The organism is Pseudomonas sp. KH_050, assembly GCF_057838875.1.
The window spans coordinates 1088129-1104561 of record NZ_CM174478.1 but is presented as its reverse complement, the minus strand read 5'-3'; the positions used below and the strand labels follow the sequence as shown (position 1 = coordinate 1104561).

Below are 16433 nucleotides of genomic sequence, written 5' to 3'. Positions count from 1 at the left end.
AATTCATCGTTCTGAGGCAGGTCGCTGCGCGCCCTGCGAGAAAAAGCGCCGATGGCTGGCCACCGGCATCCGCGCCCGAATGGACGCCTGTTCGCTGCTATCGCGTTCGGCCAGCAGCACGGCCTCGCCTTGATTCTGTTCGACCAGCACGCGCCCCCAAGGGTCGATAATCGCGGCATGGCCAAAGGTTTCTCGCGGTCCCGGGTGAGTCCCACCCTGGGCGGCCGCCAGCACATAACACTGAGTCTCGATCGCCCGCGCGCGGATCAGTACCTCCCAATGAGCCGCACCGGTCACCGCGGTAAATGCCGAGGGCGCGGTAATCAACTCGGCACCGGCGGCGCGCAGCTCAGTGTACAACTCGGGAAAACGCAGGTCGTAGCACACCGTCAGACCCACCCTGCCGACGGGCGTGTCAGCCACCACTACCGCGCCTCCATAAGCATAGTCATCCGACTCACGATAACGACCCCGATGATCGGCTACGTCCACATCGAACAAATGCAGCTTGTCATAGCGCGCCACTGTCTCGCCCTGCTCGTCGATCAGCAACGAGCAGGCATTGCTCTTGGCCGTCGGTTGATCCACCGGCGGCAGAGGCAAGGTGCCAGCCACAATCCATAACTTGAGGTCGCGAGCGGTCTGTTTCAACCAGGGCAGGATCGGCCCCTCGCCCAAGGCTTCGGCACGGCCAAGGTCGGCAATATCCCGACGGCCCATGGCCGCGAAATTTTCCGGCAACACCGCGAGTCGCGCACCGCCAGCCGCTGCCTGTTCCAGCAAGCGTCGGGCCTGGGAAAGATTGGCCAGCACGTCGGCCTGGCTGACCATTTGAATCACCGCAAGAGACATGGAGCACTCCTTGATAGGGATGCAGCCATGCTACTCCATAGGCATGTATCGTGGTTTTTCAAAAAGGCTTGTCGTAAGTGATTTTCGGCTCTTTCCACGGGCCTTTGACGGTGTATTTCACGCTGGCGAAACGCGCCACGCGATCACCGATCAGCTTGTCGATCAGGAACAATGCACCGCCAATCGCCGGTGCACCGACGATCAAGGCGGCGATTGGCAGGTTGTTGGTCACCGGCAACGTCACCAGCAACTTGGCATCGACCCGGTCGCCGACCATGTCGAGGGTGCCATTGAGTTCCAGATTGCTCGAGGGGCCGGTCAGGGTGATCGGTTCCTGGGTGACGTACACGCCGTTGGTGGCCACTAGCAGTCCCTTGACCCGGTCGTAGCTCAAGCCTTTGCCGAACAGGTCGGAGAAGTCCAGGCGCAGGCGCCGGCCGATCGAGTTGAAGTTCAGCAGACCGAACACTCGCAACGCCTGCGCACCGCCCTCGACTTCAACGAACTGACCATCGCGCAGTGTCGGATCGAGACTGCCGGAAAAGCGCTTGAGCCCGACCCAGGCAGGGGAGCCCGGCCAACGACCGTTGACATCCAGGTGGAAGTCGCGACTGGTCACGGTCGGAGCAAAACCCCAGCCCTTGAGCACATCCGCCAGGTTTTTGCCGCCCAGACGCCCCTTGTACCAACTGCTGCTGGCCCCTGGCTGGCCTTCCCAGCCACCGGAGCCCTGCAACAGCATGCCCTTGAGGCCCAGGTCCAGATTGTTCAGTGCAATCCCCTTGGCCGTTGGACGTACTTTCAGCGACCAGCCGCCGATCAGATCCTTGCCCTGGAACAGCTGGGTGATGGTGATATCCAGCGCGGGGATTTTAGTCGGATCGACCGAGGCCAAAGGGTCTGGCGCATTTTCGTCGGCCTGAACCGTCGGATCCACCGCCGGCAATCGCACATATTGCAGGTTGATCACCACCGGCGCGGCTTTGGCATCGGGGATGCCGACACTGCCTTTGGCCTGCTGGCTGTCGATCTGCAAAGCCCAGGTCGCCGGCTTGCGATTCAATTGCAGCGCAACCTGATCGAAGGTGCTGCCAAAGCCGGTGAGCTTGCCCACTTTGATGTCGGCGCTGCTCAACAGTTGTTTGGCGCTGTCACCCGGATCTTGCCCGGCATAACGATCGACCAGGGCCTTCCAGGGCTCTATATCCAGCTCGGACAGCACGCCGCGGACCCGCAAGCCTTTGGCGCCCGGCAACGTCGCATCGCCATCACCGAGAAACAGCTCGCCGCGACCGTCGGAGATGTTGCCGGGCGGTGCTGCGAAGGTGAAATTGGCCAATTCGCCGTAATCGACCCAGTAACGCCGTTCAGGCCCTTCCAGGGTCATCCGGAATACCGTGTCGCGGCTTTCGCCGGCCGGCAGGCCGAAAGGCGCGGGAAGATCCACCGCAACCCCCTTGAGGCTGGAATTGACCATCAACTGACTGTCGCCACCGACGAGCCTCAGCTGCAACTGATAAGGCACATCGCCGGAAACCGGCAGCGGCTGGCTGACTTTCAGCCAGTCAGTGAGCTTCTTCACCGTCACCTGGCCTTTGGCGACCACTCGGGTGTTGAGGTTCCCCGGGCTGCCGTCGGCAAAGATCTGCGCGGTAACCGGCCGTTCGAAAACTTGCGCAGTGATACCCTGGCCGCTCAGGCCCTTGCTGCTGTCAAAGCGGAAATCACCCTTGAGCTGACTGAGTTCAAGCTCCGGCTCGCTCAGCTTCAGCCGCGCCCTGGCGGTCTTGAAGTCCACCAGGATCTTTGGCAACTGGCCTTTGGCCAACGGAATATCCAGTTTCAACTTGCCTTGCAAATCCCCTTCGCCCTGCCAGCCGGCAAAAGTCGAAGCGGTGCCGATCGGTGCTTCCTGGAGAATCTTCAAACCGTCGCCCAGGCCACCGGCGAACTCGCCATCGAGAAACAGACGGCTGACTTGCCCGGCGGGCACATGGGGAATGTTGACGGAGATGTCGCGAACCTGGGTACCGAGCAACTGACCTTTGCTGGCCAGGATTCGAACGCCACTGTCTTCGACAAAGACATCGCCGCTGACCTTGCTGACATGCGGCCAACCTGGCTGGAAGGCCAGTTCGGCGTCATGCACCTTGAAGAACAGGCTGATGCTGCGCGCCGTTTCGGCGGCACCATGGTTCAGCGAGCCCTGGTACTGGAAGAAGCCCTGGTCCACCGCGCCCTTGAGTATGGCTGTGCGCAGCCACTCATCCAGGGCCGGGCCGAGCATGGTGGGCAAGTACTTGGCGGTGTAACGACCGTCACCGTCGACCAGCCCGACCCGCAGGTCCATGTAGTCTTCCAGGGCCTGATCGAAATACAGGCGGATCAGGAAGTCGCCGGCGATCTTGCCTTCTTCGCCGAGCACTTTCAGGTACGGGGCGATCAGCGTGAAGCTGTCTTTGTCGAGCTTCCAGTTCAGCCGCGCATTGGCCTGGATGTACTGCCATGGCTTGGCGAAGATCGGGTCCAGATGCAGGGAAAAATCCTTACTGTCCATGCGCAATTCGCCCTGGCCGAGGTCGCCACTGATGCTGCCCGTGACGTTTCGAGCCGCCGGGGCACCGTGATAGGCGTTGAACCCGACCCGTTCAAGATTGGCGGCAAAACTCAGACGCTGGTCGCCGGTGGCCCACGGCCGGTAATCGAGCAGCACGTTGCGCAGCGAGCCTGTGACCTTGAGGTTGTCGATCACCTCGGCGACCTTGTCCGGCACCGGTGCCAAGGCATCCAGCACAGGCGTGAGCGGGGTCAGATCGAGGCGATCCGCCTGCAGGTGCCAGCGCTCCTCGGATTTCTCCGTTGCGACCCGTTGCTGGAGTTGCACATGGGATTCCCAGCGTGTTTCGCCGAGGCTCATGGCCAGCGAATCAACCAGTACGTTGAGACCTTCAGCGCTGCGCTGGAGCCAGGCGTTGAGCGCCAGATTCTGGATCTGGACCGGCTTGCGCTTGGCATAAGCGCCTTTGACTTGCGGAGCATTCAGTCGCAGGGCCGCGCTTTGCACGGTGCCCTGCCCCCAGCGCAGCCAGAACTCGCCACCGGCCTTGAGCTCGGAAAACTTCCATTGCCGGGTCAGGCTCGCCGGCAACCAGCGCGCCCAATCACTTTGCGGCAGGCTCAGGTAGACGTCGGCTTCGCCATCGCGCCACTGGCTGGCGCGCAGGCGAGTGCGCAGGTTCAGGGCCAGGGGTTGCCCGTCAGGCAGGGTCAGGCGGGCATCGAGACGCTGGCGAGTGGCACCGGTCTTGAGATTCACGCCGACATAGTTCAGGGTCAGCGGGGCTTGATTGAACGGCAGCAAGGTGACCTGGCTGTCGAGCACCGACAGCTGCGCAAGTATTTGCAGGCGATTGAGCAGTTGCTCGGGGTCGAAAGGTTGATCCTGCGGCAGCGGCAACCCTTCAAGCGCCCACTGGCCATCCTGGTTTTCCTTCAGGTTCAGTTTGAGACCGTTGAGCTCCAGATGGGCGACGCGGACTTCGCGCGCCATCAGGCTGGCCCAGACATCCGGCACCACCCGCACCTGATCCAGGCGCAACGCCTTGGCACCCTCGCCGACCATCACGTCATGGGCCAGCAGAATGGGCGCCATGCCGCTCCAGCTGCCTTCAAGACTGCCGATGTGCAGCGGCATGGCCAACACTTCGCGACCCTTGGTCTCGACTTCGGCGCGATACTCGGCGACCAGCGGCGTCAATTCACGACCAAGACTGACGTACAACGCGATCAACACCAGCAACAATGCGCAAAGCCCGAGGGACCAACGGGTCAGGGCAGCGAAAAAGCGTATTAGACGCTCCATGTCAGGTGGCCCCCAAGGCAATAGTCATGCAAAAACGCTGAAATCAGTCGCTTCCAATAAAAGTAAAGCACGCCGATTCAGAGCAGCACCACGTCGTATTGTTCCTGGGAGTACATGGTCTCGACCTGGAAGCGGATGGTTCGTCCGATAAATCCTTCCAGCTCGGCGACGTTACCCGACTCTTCGTCGAGCAGCCGATCAACCACTTTCTGGTTAGCCAACACTCTATAGCCAACCGCCTGATAAGCTCGCGCTTCGCGCAGAATTTCGCGGAAAATCTCGTAGCAAACCGTTTCCGGAGTCTTCAGCTTGCCGCGGCCCTGGCAACTGCTGCACGGTTCGCACAACACTTGCTCGAGACTTTCGCGGGTACGCTTGCGGGTCATCTGCACCAGGCCCAACTCGGTGATACCGATGATATTGGTCTTGGCGTGATCGCGCTCAAGCTGCTTTTCCAGGGTGCGCAACACCTGACGCTGGTGTTCTTCATCTTCCATGTCGATGAAGTCGATGATGATGATCCCGCCCAGGTTACGCAGGCGCAGCTGGCGAGCGATCGCGGTCGCGGCTTCGAGGTTGGTCTTGAAGATCGTCTCTTCGAGGTTGCGATGGCCGACGAACGCCCCGGTATTGACGTCGATGGTGCTCATGGCCTCCGCCGGATCGACCACCAGATAACCGCCCGACTTAAGCGGCACTTTGCGCTCAAGGGCTTTCTGGATCTCGTCCTCTACTCCGTACAGATCGAAAATCGGCCGTTCGCCAGGATAATGCTCAAGGCGATCGGCGATTTCCGGCATCAGTTCGGCGACGAACTGCGTGGTTTTCTGGAACGTTTCCCGGGAATCGATGCGAATTTTCTCGATCTTCGGACTGACCAGATCGCGCAAGGTACGCAAGGCCAGGCCCAGGTCTTCATAGATCACGCTGGGTGCGCTGATGGTCTTGATCTGCTCCTCGATCTGGTCCCACAATCTGCGCAGGTAGCGGATATCCATCAGGATCTCATCGGCCCCGGCGCCTTCGGCAGCCGTACGCAGGATGAAGCCACCGGTTTCCTTGATGCCTTCCTTAGCCACGCAGTCGCTGACCACCTGCTTCAGTCGCTCGCGCTCGGCTTCGTCTTCGATCTTCAGGGAAATGCCGACGTGGGCGGTGCGCGGCATGTACACCAGATAACGCGATGGAATCGACAACTGGGTAGTCAGGCGCGCGCCCTTGGAACCGATAGGATCCTTGGTGACTTGTACCACCAGGCTCTGACCTTCATGGACCAGGGAGCTGATACTTTCCACCGCCGGGCCTTCACGCATGGAGATTTCCGACGCGTGAATAAAGGCCGCGCGATCCAGGCCGATATCGACGAATGCTGCCTGCATGCCCGGCAACACCCGGACCACCTTGCCTTTGTAGATATTGCCGACGATTCCGCGTTTCTGGGTGCGCTCGACATGCACTTCTTGCAGAACACCGTTTTCAACCACCGCCACGCGCGATTCCATCGGCGTGATGTTGATCAGGATCTCTTCACTCATGGCAGGGTCTCGCTCAAGCGTATTCACGATAATGGCCGCGTCAGTCAGGTACGGCGCTTAGCGCACGGTACGGTTTTGCCAACAGGGTATGCCGAAATGGCCGAGCAGCTCGAAGGTTTCGCACACTGGCAGGCCAACGACTGCTGAGTAACTACCATTGAGCCCGGCGACAAACACCGCGCCCAGCCCTTGAATCCCGTAACCACCGGCCTTGTCCTGCGGCTCGCCGCTGGCCCAGTAGGCCGCGGCTTCTTCGCGGCTGATCGGACGAAACCGCACCAGGCTGCGGACCACCCGCGACTCGCAACGTTGCCCGTCGAGCACGGCGATGGCGGTCAGGACTTCATGTTCACGGTCAGACAGCGCCATGAGCATGGTCAAGGCATCGGCTTCATTGACCGGCTTGCCGAGAATCTGCCCGTCGAGTACCACGGCGGTATCGGCACCCAGCACGCAAGCCGCTACCTGCGGCTCGTTGCGCGCAAGCATCGCGCGCCCGGCCTCGGCCTTGCCGCGCGCCAGACGCTCGACATAGGTCGCTGGGGATTCGCCATTCAGAGGGGTTTCATCAATGTCCGCGCTGATGGCGGAAAAAGGCACGCCGATCTGCGTCAACAGTTCACGTCGGCGTGGTGAGCCAGAGGCCAGATAGAGCGGGTTCATCAAGACATCTCCCTGTCGAGGTGCGGGCAAATGCCTGACCGATCAATTGATTTTGTAGCGGCGACTCAATCCACGCAAACCGAAGCTGATCCACGGCCAGAGCAACGCACTGACCAAAGCCGGCAATACCAGTGCCAGGGTCGGTTGGCGGTTGCCGGTCAACGCACTGAGCCACAGCTGTACCAACTGGGCCAGACCGAAGATCACCAGGATGACCAGACATTGCTGCCACATCGGAAACATGCGCAAGCGCTGCTGCAACGACAATACCAGGAAGGTGATCAAGGTCAGGATCAAGGCATTCTGCCCCAACAATGTGCCGTACAGCACATCTTCCGCCAGCCCCAGACACCAGGCGGTGACCATGCCGATCTTCTGCGGCAATGCCAACACCCAGAAGGCCAGCAACAAAGCCAGCCACAGCGGGCGCAGGATTTCCATGAACTGCGGCAGCGGCGAGACGCTGAGCAGCAGACCGATAGCGAAGGTCAACCAGACAATCCAGCCATTACGGGGCCGAGTACTGGCCATTATTGTCTCTCCCGAGCAGGTGTCGCCGGTGCCGCAGCGGGCGGTTTGGTCGCGGCAGGTTTGGCCGCAGCCGGTGGTGCGGCGGGTGGTTTGGCTGCAGGTGGTTTGGCAGCGACAGGTTTGGCTGCGGCAGCAGGAGCAACCGGCTTGGCCGGGGTCGCTGGCGTGGTGGCCGGCACAGGGGCGGCGGCAGCGGCTGGCACCGGCGCCGGGACAAAGGGCACGACAGTCTTGGGAATGGTTGCCGGGGCCGCGCCGTCTTGTCGATCCTGCGCTTCCTGCGCCTGGGCCGCGGCGTTGGCGCGCTCTTCGACAGTGCGGGTATCGCTGAACACCAGCAACAGATAACGGCTGCGGTTCAGTGCGGCGGTCGGAACGGCGCGCACGATAGCGAAAGGCTGGCCGGAGTCATGAATCACTTCCTTGACCGTTGCGACCGGGTAGCCCGCTGGAAAACGCTGGCCAAGCCCGGAGCTGACCAGCAAGTCGCCTTCCTTTATATCAGCGGTATCCGCCACATGGCGAAGCTCCAGTCGCTCGGGATTGCCGGTGCCACTGGCAATCGCTCGCAGACCGTTACGGTTCACTTGAACAGGAATGCTGTGGGTTGTGTCGGTCAACAGCAAGACACGCGAGGTGTAGGGCATCAACTCGACCACCTGGCCCATCAAGCCACGGGCATCGAGCACCGGCTGGCCGAGAACCACGCCATCGCGCTCACCTTTATTGATGATGATGCGATGAGTGAAGGGGTTGGGGTCCATACCGATCAACTCGGCCACTTCGACCTTTTCGTTGACCAATGCAGAAGAGTTGAGCAACTCGCGCAGCCGAACGTTCTGCTCGGTCAAGGCGGCCAGTTTTTGCATGCGGCCTTGCAACAGCAGGTTTTCGGTCTTGAGTTTTTCGTTTTCGGCAACCAGTTCCGTGCGGCTGCCAAATTGACTGGCGACACCTTGCCATAGCCGCTGCGGCAGGTCGGTGATCCAGTAAGACTGCATCAACACCAGCGACATCTGGCTACGCACTGGCTTGAGCAGTGTGAAGCGGGCATCGAACACCATCAGCGCGACCGATAGCACGACCAGCACCAACACACGCACGCCCAGTGAGGGGCCCTTGGTGAAAAGCGGTTTAATAAGCCGCGCCTCCCAGGCAAATGTTCTCGTTATTCATACGGCATCAAACCGGCCTGGAACAGATTGACAGAAGATAAACGCCAACAGGCAGCACTGCAAAGTGCTGCCTGTGAGCGGAACAGCATGGGTGCATCCCGCGAAATTACTCGCTGGAGAGCAGATCCATGGTGTGCTTATCCATCATTTCCAACGCACGGCCACCGCCGCGAGCAACGCAGGTCAGCGGGTCTTCGGCGACAATCACCGGCAGACCGGTTTCCTGGGCCAGCAATTTGTCCAGGTCGCGCAGCAAAGCGCCACCGCCGGTCAGTACCAGACCACGCTCGGCGATATCGGAAGCCAGTTCCGGAGGCGATTGCTCCAGAGCGCTCTTCACGGCCTGAACGATGGTTGCCAGGGACTCTTGCAGAGCTTCCAGCACTTCATTGGAGTTCAGGGTGAATGCACGTGGCACGCCTTCAGCCAGGTTACGGCCGCGAACGTCGACTTCACGGACTTCGCCGCCCGGATAGGCAGTACCGATTTCCTGCTTGATGCGCTCTGCGGTGGACTCACCGATCAGGCTGCCGTAGTTACGACGCACATAAGTGATGATCGCTTCGTCGAAGCGGTCGCCGCCAACCCGTACGGATTCGGCGTAAACCACACCGTTGAGGGAGATCAACGCGATTTCAGTGGTACCACCACCGATATCGACGACCATCGAACCGCGCGCTTCTTCAACCGGCAGGCCGGCACCAATGGCTGCAGCCATTGGCTCTTCGATCAGGAATACTTCACGGGCACCGGCACCGAGGGCCGATTCACGGATGGCACGACGCTCAACCTGGGTGGATTTGCAAGGAACGCAGATCAATACACGAGGGCTAGGCTGCAAAAAGCTGTTTTCGTGAACCTTGTTGATAAAGTACTGAAGCATCTTTTCGCAAACGCTGAAGTCGGCGATCACGCCGTCCTTCATCGGACGAATGGCAGCAATGTTGCCTGGCGTACGGCCGAGCATGCGCTTGGCCTCGGTGCCGACGGCAACGACACTTTTCTGATTACCGTGCGTGCGAATGGCCACAACCGATGGCTCATTCAGGACGATACCGCGCTCACGCACGTAAATAAGGGTGTTGGCAGTGCCCAGGTCAATGGAAAGATCGCTGGAAAACATGCCACGCAGTTTCTTGAACATGGGGAAAGGACCCTAGGCAACGCGTGGGTAAAAAAGTGCGGCAAACTCTAACAACGACAGGGATTTTGGGCAAGGCGCCAATATGTTAAATTGGCCGCTTTTCTGTGCACCAAACCCCACAATCGCGGCCTTATGACCGTAGAAATGCGGTAGTGTTCCGACAATCTAACACACGGATAGCATCCGTTCTGTTTTCCTTCCACTGGAGAATCCCATGGCGCTTGAACGCTCCGACGTGGAAAAAATCGCTCATCTGGCCTGCCTTGGCCTCAATGATGCCGATCTTCCACACATCACTTCGGCCCTGAACAGTATTCTCGGGCTGGTCGATGAAATGCAGGCTGTGAATACCGACGGTATCGAGCCTCTGGCCCACCCACTGGAAGCCAGCCAGCGCCTGCGCGCAGACGTGGTGACCGAAAGCAATCATCGCGAGGCCTATCAGTCCATCGCACCAGCGGTCGAAAACGGCCTGTATCTGGTTCCGAAAGTCATCGACTAAAGGGAAAGAGCCTGCAATGCATCAATTGACTCTGGCCGAGATCGCCCGCGGACTCGCCGACAAAAAGTTTTCCTCCGAAGAGCTGACCAAAGTTCTGCTGGCGCGTATCGCCCAGCTCGACCCGCAGCTCAACAGCTTCATCAGCCTCACCGAAGACCTCGCGCTCCAGCAGGCCAAGGCCGCTGACGTACGCCGCGCGAACGGTGAGAGCGGTGCCTTGCTCGGCGCACCGATCGCCCACAAGGATTTGTTCTGCACCCTGGGCATTCGCACCAGCTGCGGCTCGAAGATGCTCGACAACTTCAAGGCCCCGTATGACGCCACCGTTGTCGCCAAGCTTGCCGCTGCCGGGGCCGTGACCCTGGGCAAGACCAACATGGACGAGTTCGCCATGGGCTCGGCCAACGAATCGAGCTACTACGGCGCCGTGAAAAACCCGTGGAGCCTGGAACACGTACCGGGCGGCTCGTCCGGCGGTTCAGCGGCCGCGGTGGCTGCTCGCCTGTTGCCGGCTGCGACCGGTACCGACACCGGCGGCTCGATTCGCCAACCCGCGGCACTGACCAACCTCACCGGTCTGAAACCGACCTACGGTCGCGTTTCACGCTGGGGCATGATCGCTTACGCCTCCAGCCTCGATCAGGGCGGCCCGTTGGCACGCACTGCTGAAGACTGCGCAATTATGTTGCAAGGTATGGCCGGCTTCGACCCGCAGGATTCCACCAGCATCGACGAACCGGTACCGGATTACAGCGCCAGCCTCAACGGCTCGCTGCAAGGCCTGCGCATCGGCGTGCCGAAGGAATACTTCAGCGCCGGTCTCGACCCGCGCATCGCCGAGCTGATCCATAACAGCGTCAAGGAGCTGGAAAAGCTCGGCGCGGTGATCAAGGAAATCAGCCTGCCGAACATGCAGCACGCGATTCCTGCGTACTACGTGATCGCTCCGGCGGAGGCCTCCTCCAACCTCTCGCGTTTCGATGGCGTGCGCTTCGGCTATCGCTGCAAAGACCCGAAAGACCTGACCGACCTTTACAAGCGTTCGCGCGGTGAAGGTTTCGGCGCCGAAGTGCAGCGCCGGATCATGGTCGGTGCCTACGCGCTGTCGGCTGGCTACTACGACGCCTATTACCTGAAGGCGCAAAAGATCCGTCGCCTGATCAAGAACGACTTCATGGCAGCCTTTACTGAGGTCGACATCATCCTCGGCCCGACCACGCCGAACCCGGCCTGGAAAATCGGCACCAAGAACGACGACCCGGTCGCTGCGTATCTGGAAGATGTCTACACCATCACCGCCAACCTCGCCGGTCTGCCGGGCTTGTCCATGCCAGCCGGTTTTGTCGACGGCTTGCCGGTCGGCGTGCAATTGCTCGCCCCGTATTTCCAGGAAGGCCGGCTGCTCAATGTGGCGCACCAGTACCAGCTGAACACCGACTGGCACACTCGCACCCCTACCGGCTTCTGAGGAGAACACTATGCAATGGGAAGTCGTGATCGGGCTGGAGATTCATACCCAGCTTGCCACCCAATCAAAAATTTTCTCCGGTAGCGCCATCACGTTCGGCAACGAGCCCAACACCCAGGCCAGCCTGGTAGACCTGGGCATGCCCGGGGTCCTGCCGGTGCTGAACCAGGAAGCGGTGCGCATGGCGGTCAAGTTCGGCCTGGCCATCGATGCCGAAATTGGCCAGCACAACGTGTTCGCCCGCAAGAACTACTTCTACCCGGACCTGCCCAAGGGCTACCAGATCAGCCAGATGGAATTGCCGATCGTTGGCAAGGGCCACCTGGACATCGCCCTGGAAGACGGCACCGTCAAACGCGTGGGCATCACCCGCGCGCACCTGGAAGAAGACGCCGGCAAGAGCCTGCATGAAGAATTCAGCGGTGCCACCGGCATCGACCTGAACCGCGCCGGCACTCCGCTGCTGGAGATCGTTTCCGAGCCGGACATGCGCAGCGCCAAGGAAGCCGTGGCTTACGTCAAGGCGATCCACGCACTGGTGCGTTACCTGGGCATCTGTGACGGCAACATGGCCGAAGGTTCGCTGCGCTGCGACTGCAACGTTTCGATCCGCCCCAAAGGCCAGGTCGAGTTCGGCACGCGCTGCGAGATCAAGAACGTCAACTCGTTCCGCTTCATCGAGAAGGCGATCAACACCGAAGTGCGACGCCAGATCGAGCTGATCGAAGACGGCGGCAGAGTCATTCAGCAGACCCGCCTGTACGATCCGAACAAGGACGAAACCCGCGCCATGCGCAGCAAGGAGGAAGCCAACGACTACCGTTACTTCCCCGATCCGGACCTGTTGCCGGTGGTCATCGAGAACTCGTTCCTCGCCGACATCCGCGCCACCCTGCCGGAACTGCCGCCGCAGAAACGCGAGCGCTTCCAGGCGCAGTTCGGCCTGTCGGTCTACGACGCCAACGTGCTGGCTTCGAGCCGTGAGCAAGCGGACTACTTCGAGAAAGTCGTGAGCATCAGCGGCGACGCCAAACTGGCGGCCAACTGGGTCATGGTCGAGCTGGGCAGCCTGTTGAACAAACAGGGTCTGGAAATCGACCAGGCTCCGGTCTCGGCCGAGCAGTTGGGCGGCATGTTGCTGCGCATCAAGGACAACACCATCTCCGGCAAGATCGCCAAGATGGTCTTTGAAGGCATGGCCAATGGCGAAGGCAGCGCCGACGAGATCATCGAGAAACGCGGCCTGAAGCAAGTGACCGACAGCGGCGAAATCTCCAAAGTGCTCGACGAGATGCTCGCGGCCAACGCCGAACAGGTCGAACAATACCGCGCGGCCGATGAAGCCAAACGCGGCAAGATGTTCGGCTTCTTCGTCGGCCAGGCGATGAAAGCCTCGAAAGGCAAAGCCAACCCGCAACAGGTCAACGAACTGCTGAAAAGCAAGCTCGAAGGCTGATAAGTATGGAGCCAGAACCAAAGTCTGGCTCAGTCCCCTGTGCCGAGGGGGCTTGCCCCCGCTGGACTGCGCAGCAGTCCCAAAACCTGGCGACTCGGTTTGTCTGATACAACCCGAGTGCAGGTTTTGGGGTCGCTTCGCGACCCAGCGGGGGCAAGCCCCCTCGCCACAGCAAGCTCCCTCGCCACATTGTATTGTGGGAACTACTCAATGAAGCGTCTGCTTAGCGCCTGTGCCCTGCTCTCCCTGCTGGCCGGCTGTGCCAGCCATGACATCGACCCACGCGGATATGACAAGTCCGGCACCGCCTCCTATTACGGCGTCAAACACCAAGGCAAACGCACCGCCAGCGGCGAGCGTTTCAACCCGCATGGCTTGACCGCCGCCCATCGCCAATTGCCCTTCGGCACCCGGGTGAAGGTCACCAATTTGAGTAACGACAAATCTGTCGTGGTGCGCATCAACGACCGTGGACCGCATACCCGTGGCCGCTTGATCGACCTGTCGCGCGAGGCTGCCGAACGGCTGGGCATGTTGCGCAGCGGTACCGCGCGGGTTCGCGTGCAAGCCTTGAACAACTGATCAACGGAGCCCTGACCATTTTCGGATTAGCCGAATTACCACTGCTGAGCGTGATTCAACTGCTCAGCGGCCTGGCACTGTTGATCGCCGGTGCCGAACTGCTGGTACGCGGTGCCGTGCGCCTGGCCGCCCGGCTGAAAGTCCGCCCGCTGATCATCGGCCTGAGCATCGTCGCCTTCGGCAGCAGCGCGCCACAGATGGCCGTGAGCCTGCAAGCGACCCTCTCGGAAAACTCCGACATTGCCGTCGGCAGCGTGATTGGCAGCGGCATTTTCAACGTCCTCGTCACCCTGGGCCTGTCAGCACTGATCATTCCTTTGCGGGTTTCCCGGCAACTGGTGTGGCTGGACATCCCATTGATGATCGGCGCCAGCCTGCTGGTGTTGGTAGTGTCGTACAACGAACAACTGACGCCGCTGGATGGCCTGCTACTGTTGACGGCGCTGGCGTTGTACCTCGGCCTGTTGCTGCGTCAGTCACGGCATTCCACTCGCCCAGGGCAAGCCCACGACGACGCGCCCGCCAGGACTCGTGCTCCATGGCTCAGCAGCCTGCTGATGATGGTGTGCGGCCTGGCACTGCTGGTGTTCGCCGGTCATCTGCTGCTGGACGCTGCGATCGAAGTCGCTACCGACCTGGGGCTATCGGAACGGGTCATCGGGCTGACCATCGTGGCCGTCAGTACTTCGCTGCCGCAGCTCGCCACTTCGCTGATCGCCGCCTTTCGCGGTCAGCGCGATATCGCCGTGGGCAATGTAATAGGCAGTAATCTGTTCAACCTGCTAGGGGTGCTGGGCTTCACTGCGCTGGTGGCGCCGATGCCTTTATCGGTGTCGCCGAACGCGCTGGATTTCGACCTGCCGGTATTGCTTGGGGTCGCCGTGCTGTGTCTGCCGGTGTTTTACTCGGGCTACCGGATTACTCGCGCTGAAGGTTTGCTGTTTCTGAGTCTGTACCTGGCTTATGGGCTGCACGTGGTGTCGTTCACCACCGGCATGCCGCTGGCCGGCAAGCTCGAACACTTGATGCTGTTTTTCGTCCTGCCAGCACTGGTGGTGTTCCTGCTGTTCACCTCCCTGCTCACCTGGCGCCGCCAACACAAGAGAGAATCGCTATGACCGCCCCCAAAAAAACCGGCATTGAAATGCGCCGCCAAGTCATGGGCGACACCTTCGTCGACCGTGCGCTGGGCAACGCCACCGAGTTCACCCAACCGCTGCAGGACTTCATCAACGAGCACGCCTGGGGCGGTGTCTGGAACCGCGAAGGCTTGCCGCTGAAGACCCGCAGCCTGATCACCCTCGCCGCCCTCACGGCTTTGAAGTGTCCACAGGAGCTCAAAGGCCACGTTCGCGGCGCACTGAACAACGGCTGCACCGTGGAAGAGATTCGCGAAGCGCTGCTGCACTGCGCGGTATACGCCGGTGTGCCGGCGGCGGTCGATGCGTTTCGTGCGGCACAGGAAGTGATTGATACCTATCAGGCTGAATAATTTCGTTGTGCCTGAAAAGATCGCAGCCTGCGGCAGCTCCTACGCCGACCAGGTACATCCGCAAATTTTTGGGTGTACGCATACCCTGTAGGAGCTGCCGCAGGCTGCGATCTTTTGGCGCCAACAACGGTCTATCTGACTCTGCGCCCTAGATCCACCCACCCCACTGCAACAAGAAAATTCCGATGTTGGTGGTCACTGCCGCCATCAGCGTGGTGATCACGATGATCGCTGCCGCCAACTCGTGATTGCCATTGGCCTGCCGGGCCATGACAAAGCTGGCGGCGGCCGTCGGGCTGCCGAAGTACAGGAACAGAATCCCCAACTCCGCGCCGCGAAACCCGCACAACCAGGCGCCAAAGGTTGCCAGCACCGGCAAACCGATCATTTTCACCAGGCTTGCGCTCAACGCCATCTCACCACTTTTGCGTAACGCAGCCAGTGACAGCGTGCCGCCAATGCAGATCAGTGCCAGAGGCAACGTCATCTTCGCCAGGTAACCGCCGGAGGTTTCCAGCCAGTTGGGCAAACCGATCTGGAAATAGGCGAACGGCGTGGCGGCAATCACGCTGATGATCAGCGGGTTGCTGAGCACGCTTTTAAAGATGCTCCATGGATCGGACTTGATCACCGGACTGTAGACCGCCAGCACAATGCTCGAGAGGGTGTTGTAGAACAGAATCACCAGCCCCGCGAGAATCGCCCCGAGGGAAATTCCGTAATCTCCATACATACTCGCGGCAAGGGCCAGGCCGATGACCCCGTTATTGCCACGAAACGCGCCCTGGGTATAGATCCCGCGGTCTTCCAGCGGGCAACGCCAAATCGCCCAGCCCCAGGCAATGACGAAACCTGCCAGCGTGGCAATGGAAAAATAGATCAGCAATGACGGCTGCAATGCCGAATGCAGATCGGCATGCAGGATGCCGAGAAACAGCAACGCCGGCATGGTGACGTTGAACACCAGGGCCGACGCGGTGTGGATAAAGTTGTCATTGATCCAGTTGATGCGCTTGAGCAACACCCCCAAAAACAACATGGCAAACACCGGCGCGGTGATATTCAGCGTTTCGAGAAAGATTGCCAGCATGCCGGGTGAACCTTGTGCCTGTCGTTAGGGGGCTAATGATAAGCCAGCAAGGGTCGCCAGATGAGATTTGGTTTGGCGGTT

At 60.5% G+C, this 16433-nt stretch carries 14 protein-coding genes; 6 read left to right on the top strand and 8 right to left on the bottom strand.

What is annotated here, in order from left to right:
* Window positions 1-3 precede the first annotated feature (3 nt).
* The 7 genes from AC3IUA_RS05080 to mreB form a co-directional block, all read right to left on the bottom strand.
* Complete coding sequence (locus AC3IUA_RS05080; RefSeq protein ID WP_489359415.1) at window positions 4-852, bottom strand: carbon-nitrogen hydrolase family protein; 849 nt, start codon at window positions 850-852, stop codon at window positions 4-6.
* A gap of 58 nt (window positions 853-910) precedes the next feature.
* A complete protein-coding gene (locus AC3IUA_RS05075) occupies window positions 911-4714 on the bottom strand; it encodes a YhdP family protein (protein WP_489359414.1) in 3804 nt (1267 codons plus the stop codon).
* Window positions 4715-4791: 77 nt separating this feature from the next.
* Complete coding sequence (gene rng, locus AC3IUA_RS05070) at window positions 4792-6249, bottom strand: ribonuclease G (RefSeq protein WP_489359413.1); 1458 nt, start codon at window positions 6247-6249, stop codon at window positions 4792-4794.
* Between the two features lie 57 nt (window positions 6250-6306).
* Window positions 6307-6912, bottom strand: a complete 606-nt coding sequence (locus tag AC3IUA_RS05065; RefSeq protein ID WP_489359411.1) for a Maf family protein — start codon at window positions 6910-6912, stop codon at window positions 6307-6309.
* 42 nt (window positions 6913-6954) lie between these two features.
* Complete coding sequence (mreD, locus tag AC3IUA_RS05060) at window positions 6955-7443, bottom strand: rod shape-determining protein MreD (RefSeq protein ID WP_489359410.1); 489 nt, start codon at window positions 7441-7443, stop codon at window positions 6955-6957.
* Complete coding sequence (gene mreC / locus AC3IUA_RS05055) at window positions 7443-8534, bottom strand: rod shape-determining protein MreC (protein ID WP_489362244.1); 1092 nt, start codon at window positions 8532-8534, stop codon at window positions 7443-7445. The genes mreD and mreC overlap by 1 nt, the downstream gene beginning before the upstream one ends.
* Window positions 8535-8724: 190 nt before the next feature.
* The gene (gene mreB / locus AC3IUA_RS05050; RefSeq protein WP_002555108.1) at window positions 8725-9762 is read right to left on the bottom strand and encodes a rod shape-determining protein MreB; all 1038 of its coding nucleotides are present in this window, start codon (window positions 9760-9762) and stop codon (window positions 8725-8727) included.
* Between the two features lie 214 nt (window positions 9763-9976).
* Between mreB and gatC the strand changes: the two genes are divergently transcribed.
* From gatC to AC3IUA_RS05020, 6 genes are all read left to right on the top strand, one after another.
* The gene (gene gatC / locus AC3IUA_RS05045) at window positions 9977-10264 is read left to right on the top strand and encodes an Asp-tRNA(Asn)/Glu-tRNA(Gln) amidotransferase subunit GatC (protein WP_007915356.1); all 288 of its coding nucleotides are present in this window, start codon (window positions 9977-9979) and stop codon (window positions 10262-10264) included.
* Between the two features lie 16 nt (window positions 10265-10280).
* A complete protein-coding gene (gene gatA / locus AC3IUA_RS05040; RefSeq protein ID WP_489359409.1) occupies window positions 10281-11732 on the top strand; it encodes an Asp-tRNA(Asn)/Glu-tRNA(Gln) amidotransferase subunit GatA in 1452 nt (483 codons plus the stop codon).
* A gap of 10 nt (window positions 11733-11742) precedes the next feature.
* Window positions 11743-13188, top strand: a complete 1446-nt coding sequence (gene gatB / locus AC3IUA_RS05035) for an Asp-tRNA(Asn)/Glu-tRNA(Gln) amidotransferase subunit GatB (RefSeq protein WP_489359408.1) — start codon at window positions 11743-11745, stop codon at window positions 13186-13188.
* Window positions 13189-13398: 210 nt separating this feature from the next.
* Window positions 13399-13770: a septal ring lytic transglycosylase RlpA family protein gene (locus tag AC3IUA_RS05030; RefSeq protein ID WP_489359407.1), complete on the top strand. Its 372-nt coding sequence runs from the start codon at window positions 13399-13401 to the stop codon at window positions 13768-13770.
* A 50-nt stretch (window positions 13771-13820) separates the two neighbouring features.
* Window positions 13821-14888 (top strand): calcium/sodium antiporter, encoded by a 1068-nt coding sequence (locus AC3IUA_RS05025; RefSeq protein ID WP_489359406.1) that lies wholly within the window; start codon window positions 13821-13823, stop codon window positions 14886-14888.
* Window positions 14885-15262 (top strand): carboxymuconolactone decarboxylase family protein, encoded by a 378-nt coding sequence (locus AC3IUA_RS05020; protein WP_489359405.1) that lies wholly within the window; start codon window positions 14885-14887, stop codon window positions 15260-15262. Before AC3IUA_RS05025 ends, AC3IUA_RS05020 begins: the two co-directional genes overlap by 4 nt.
* A gap of 148 nt (window positions 15263-15410) precedes the next feature.
* On the opposite strand, the gene AC3IUA_RS05015 is transcribed toward AC3IUA_RS05020, so the two are convergent.
* Window positions 15411-16352: an AEC family transporter gene (locus AC3IUA_RS05015; protein WP_489359404.1), complete on the bottom strand. Its 942-nt coding sequence runs from the start codon at window positions 16350-16352 to the stop codon at window positions 15411-15413.
* Window positions 16353-16433: the final 81 nt, after the last annotated feature.

Coding starts and splice junctions, on each gene's coding strand:
- gatC (WP_007915356.1), top strand. CDS start 9,977: ATGGCGCTTGAACGCTCCGACGTGGAAAAAATCGCTCATCTGGCCTGC.
- mreD (WP_489359410.1), bottom strand. CDS start 7,443: ATGGCCAGTACTCGGCCCCGTAATGGCTGGATTGTCTGGTTGACCTTC.
- mreB (WP_002555108.1), bottom strand. CDS start 9,762: ATGTTCAAGAAACTGCGTGGCATGTTTTCCAGCGATCTTTCCATTGAC.
- AC3IUA_RS05030 (WP_489359407.1), top strand. CDS start 13,399: ATGAAGCGTCTGCTTAGCGCCTGTGCCCTGCTCTCCCTGCTGGCCGGC.
- AC3IUA_RS05015 (WP_489359404.1), bottom strand. CDS start 16,352: ATGCTGGCAATCTTTCTCGAAACGCTGAATATCACCGCGCCGGTGTTT.
- AC3IUA_RS05020 (WP_489359405.1), top strand. CDS start 14,885: ATGACCGCCCCCAAAAAAACCGGCATTGAAATGCGCCGCCAAGTCATG.
- gatB (WP_489359408.1), top strand. CDS start 11,743: ATGCAATGGGAAGTCGTGATCGGGCTGGAGATTCATACCCAGCTTGCC.
- rng (WP_489359413.1), bottom strand. CDS start 6,249: ATGAGTGAAGAGATCCTGATCAACATCACGCCGATGGAATCGCGCGTG.
- gatA (WP_489359409.1), top strand. CDS start 10,281: ATGCATCAATTGACTCTGGCCGAGATCGCCCGCGGACTCGCCGACAAA.
- AC3IUA_RS05075 (WP_489359414.1), bottom strand. CDS start 4,714: ATGGAGCGTCTAATACGCTTTTTCGCTGCCCTGACCCGTTGGTCCCTC.
- AC3IUA_RS05065 (WP_489359411.1), bottom strand. CDS start 6,912: ATGAACCCGCTCTATCTGGCCTCTGGCTCACCACGCCGACGTGAACTG.
- AC3IUA_RS05080 (WP_489359415.1), bottom strand. CDS start 852: ATGTCTCTTGCGGTGATTCAAATGGTCAGCCAGGCCGACGTGCTGGCC.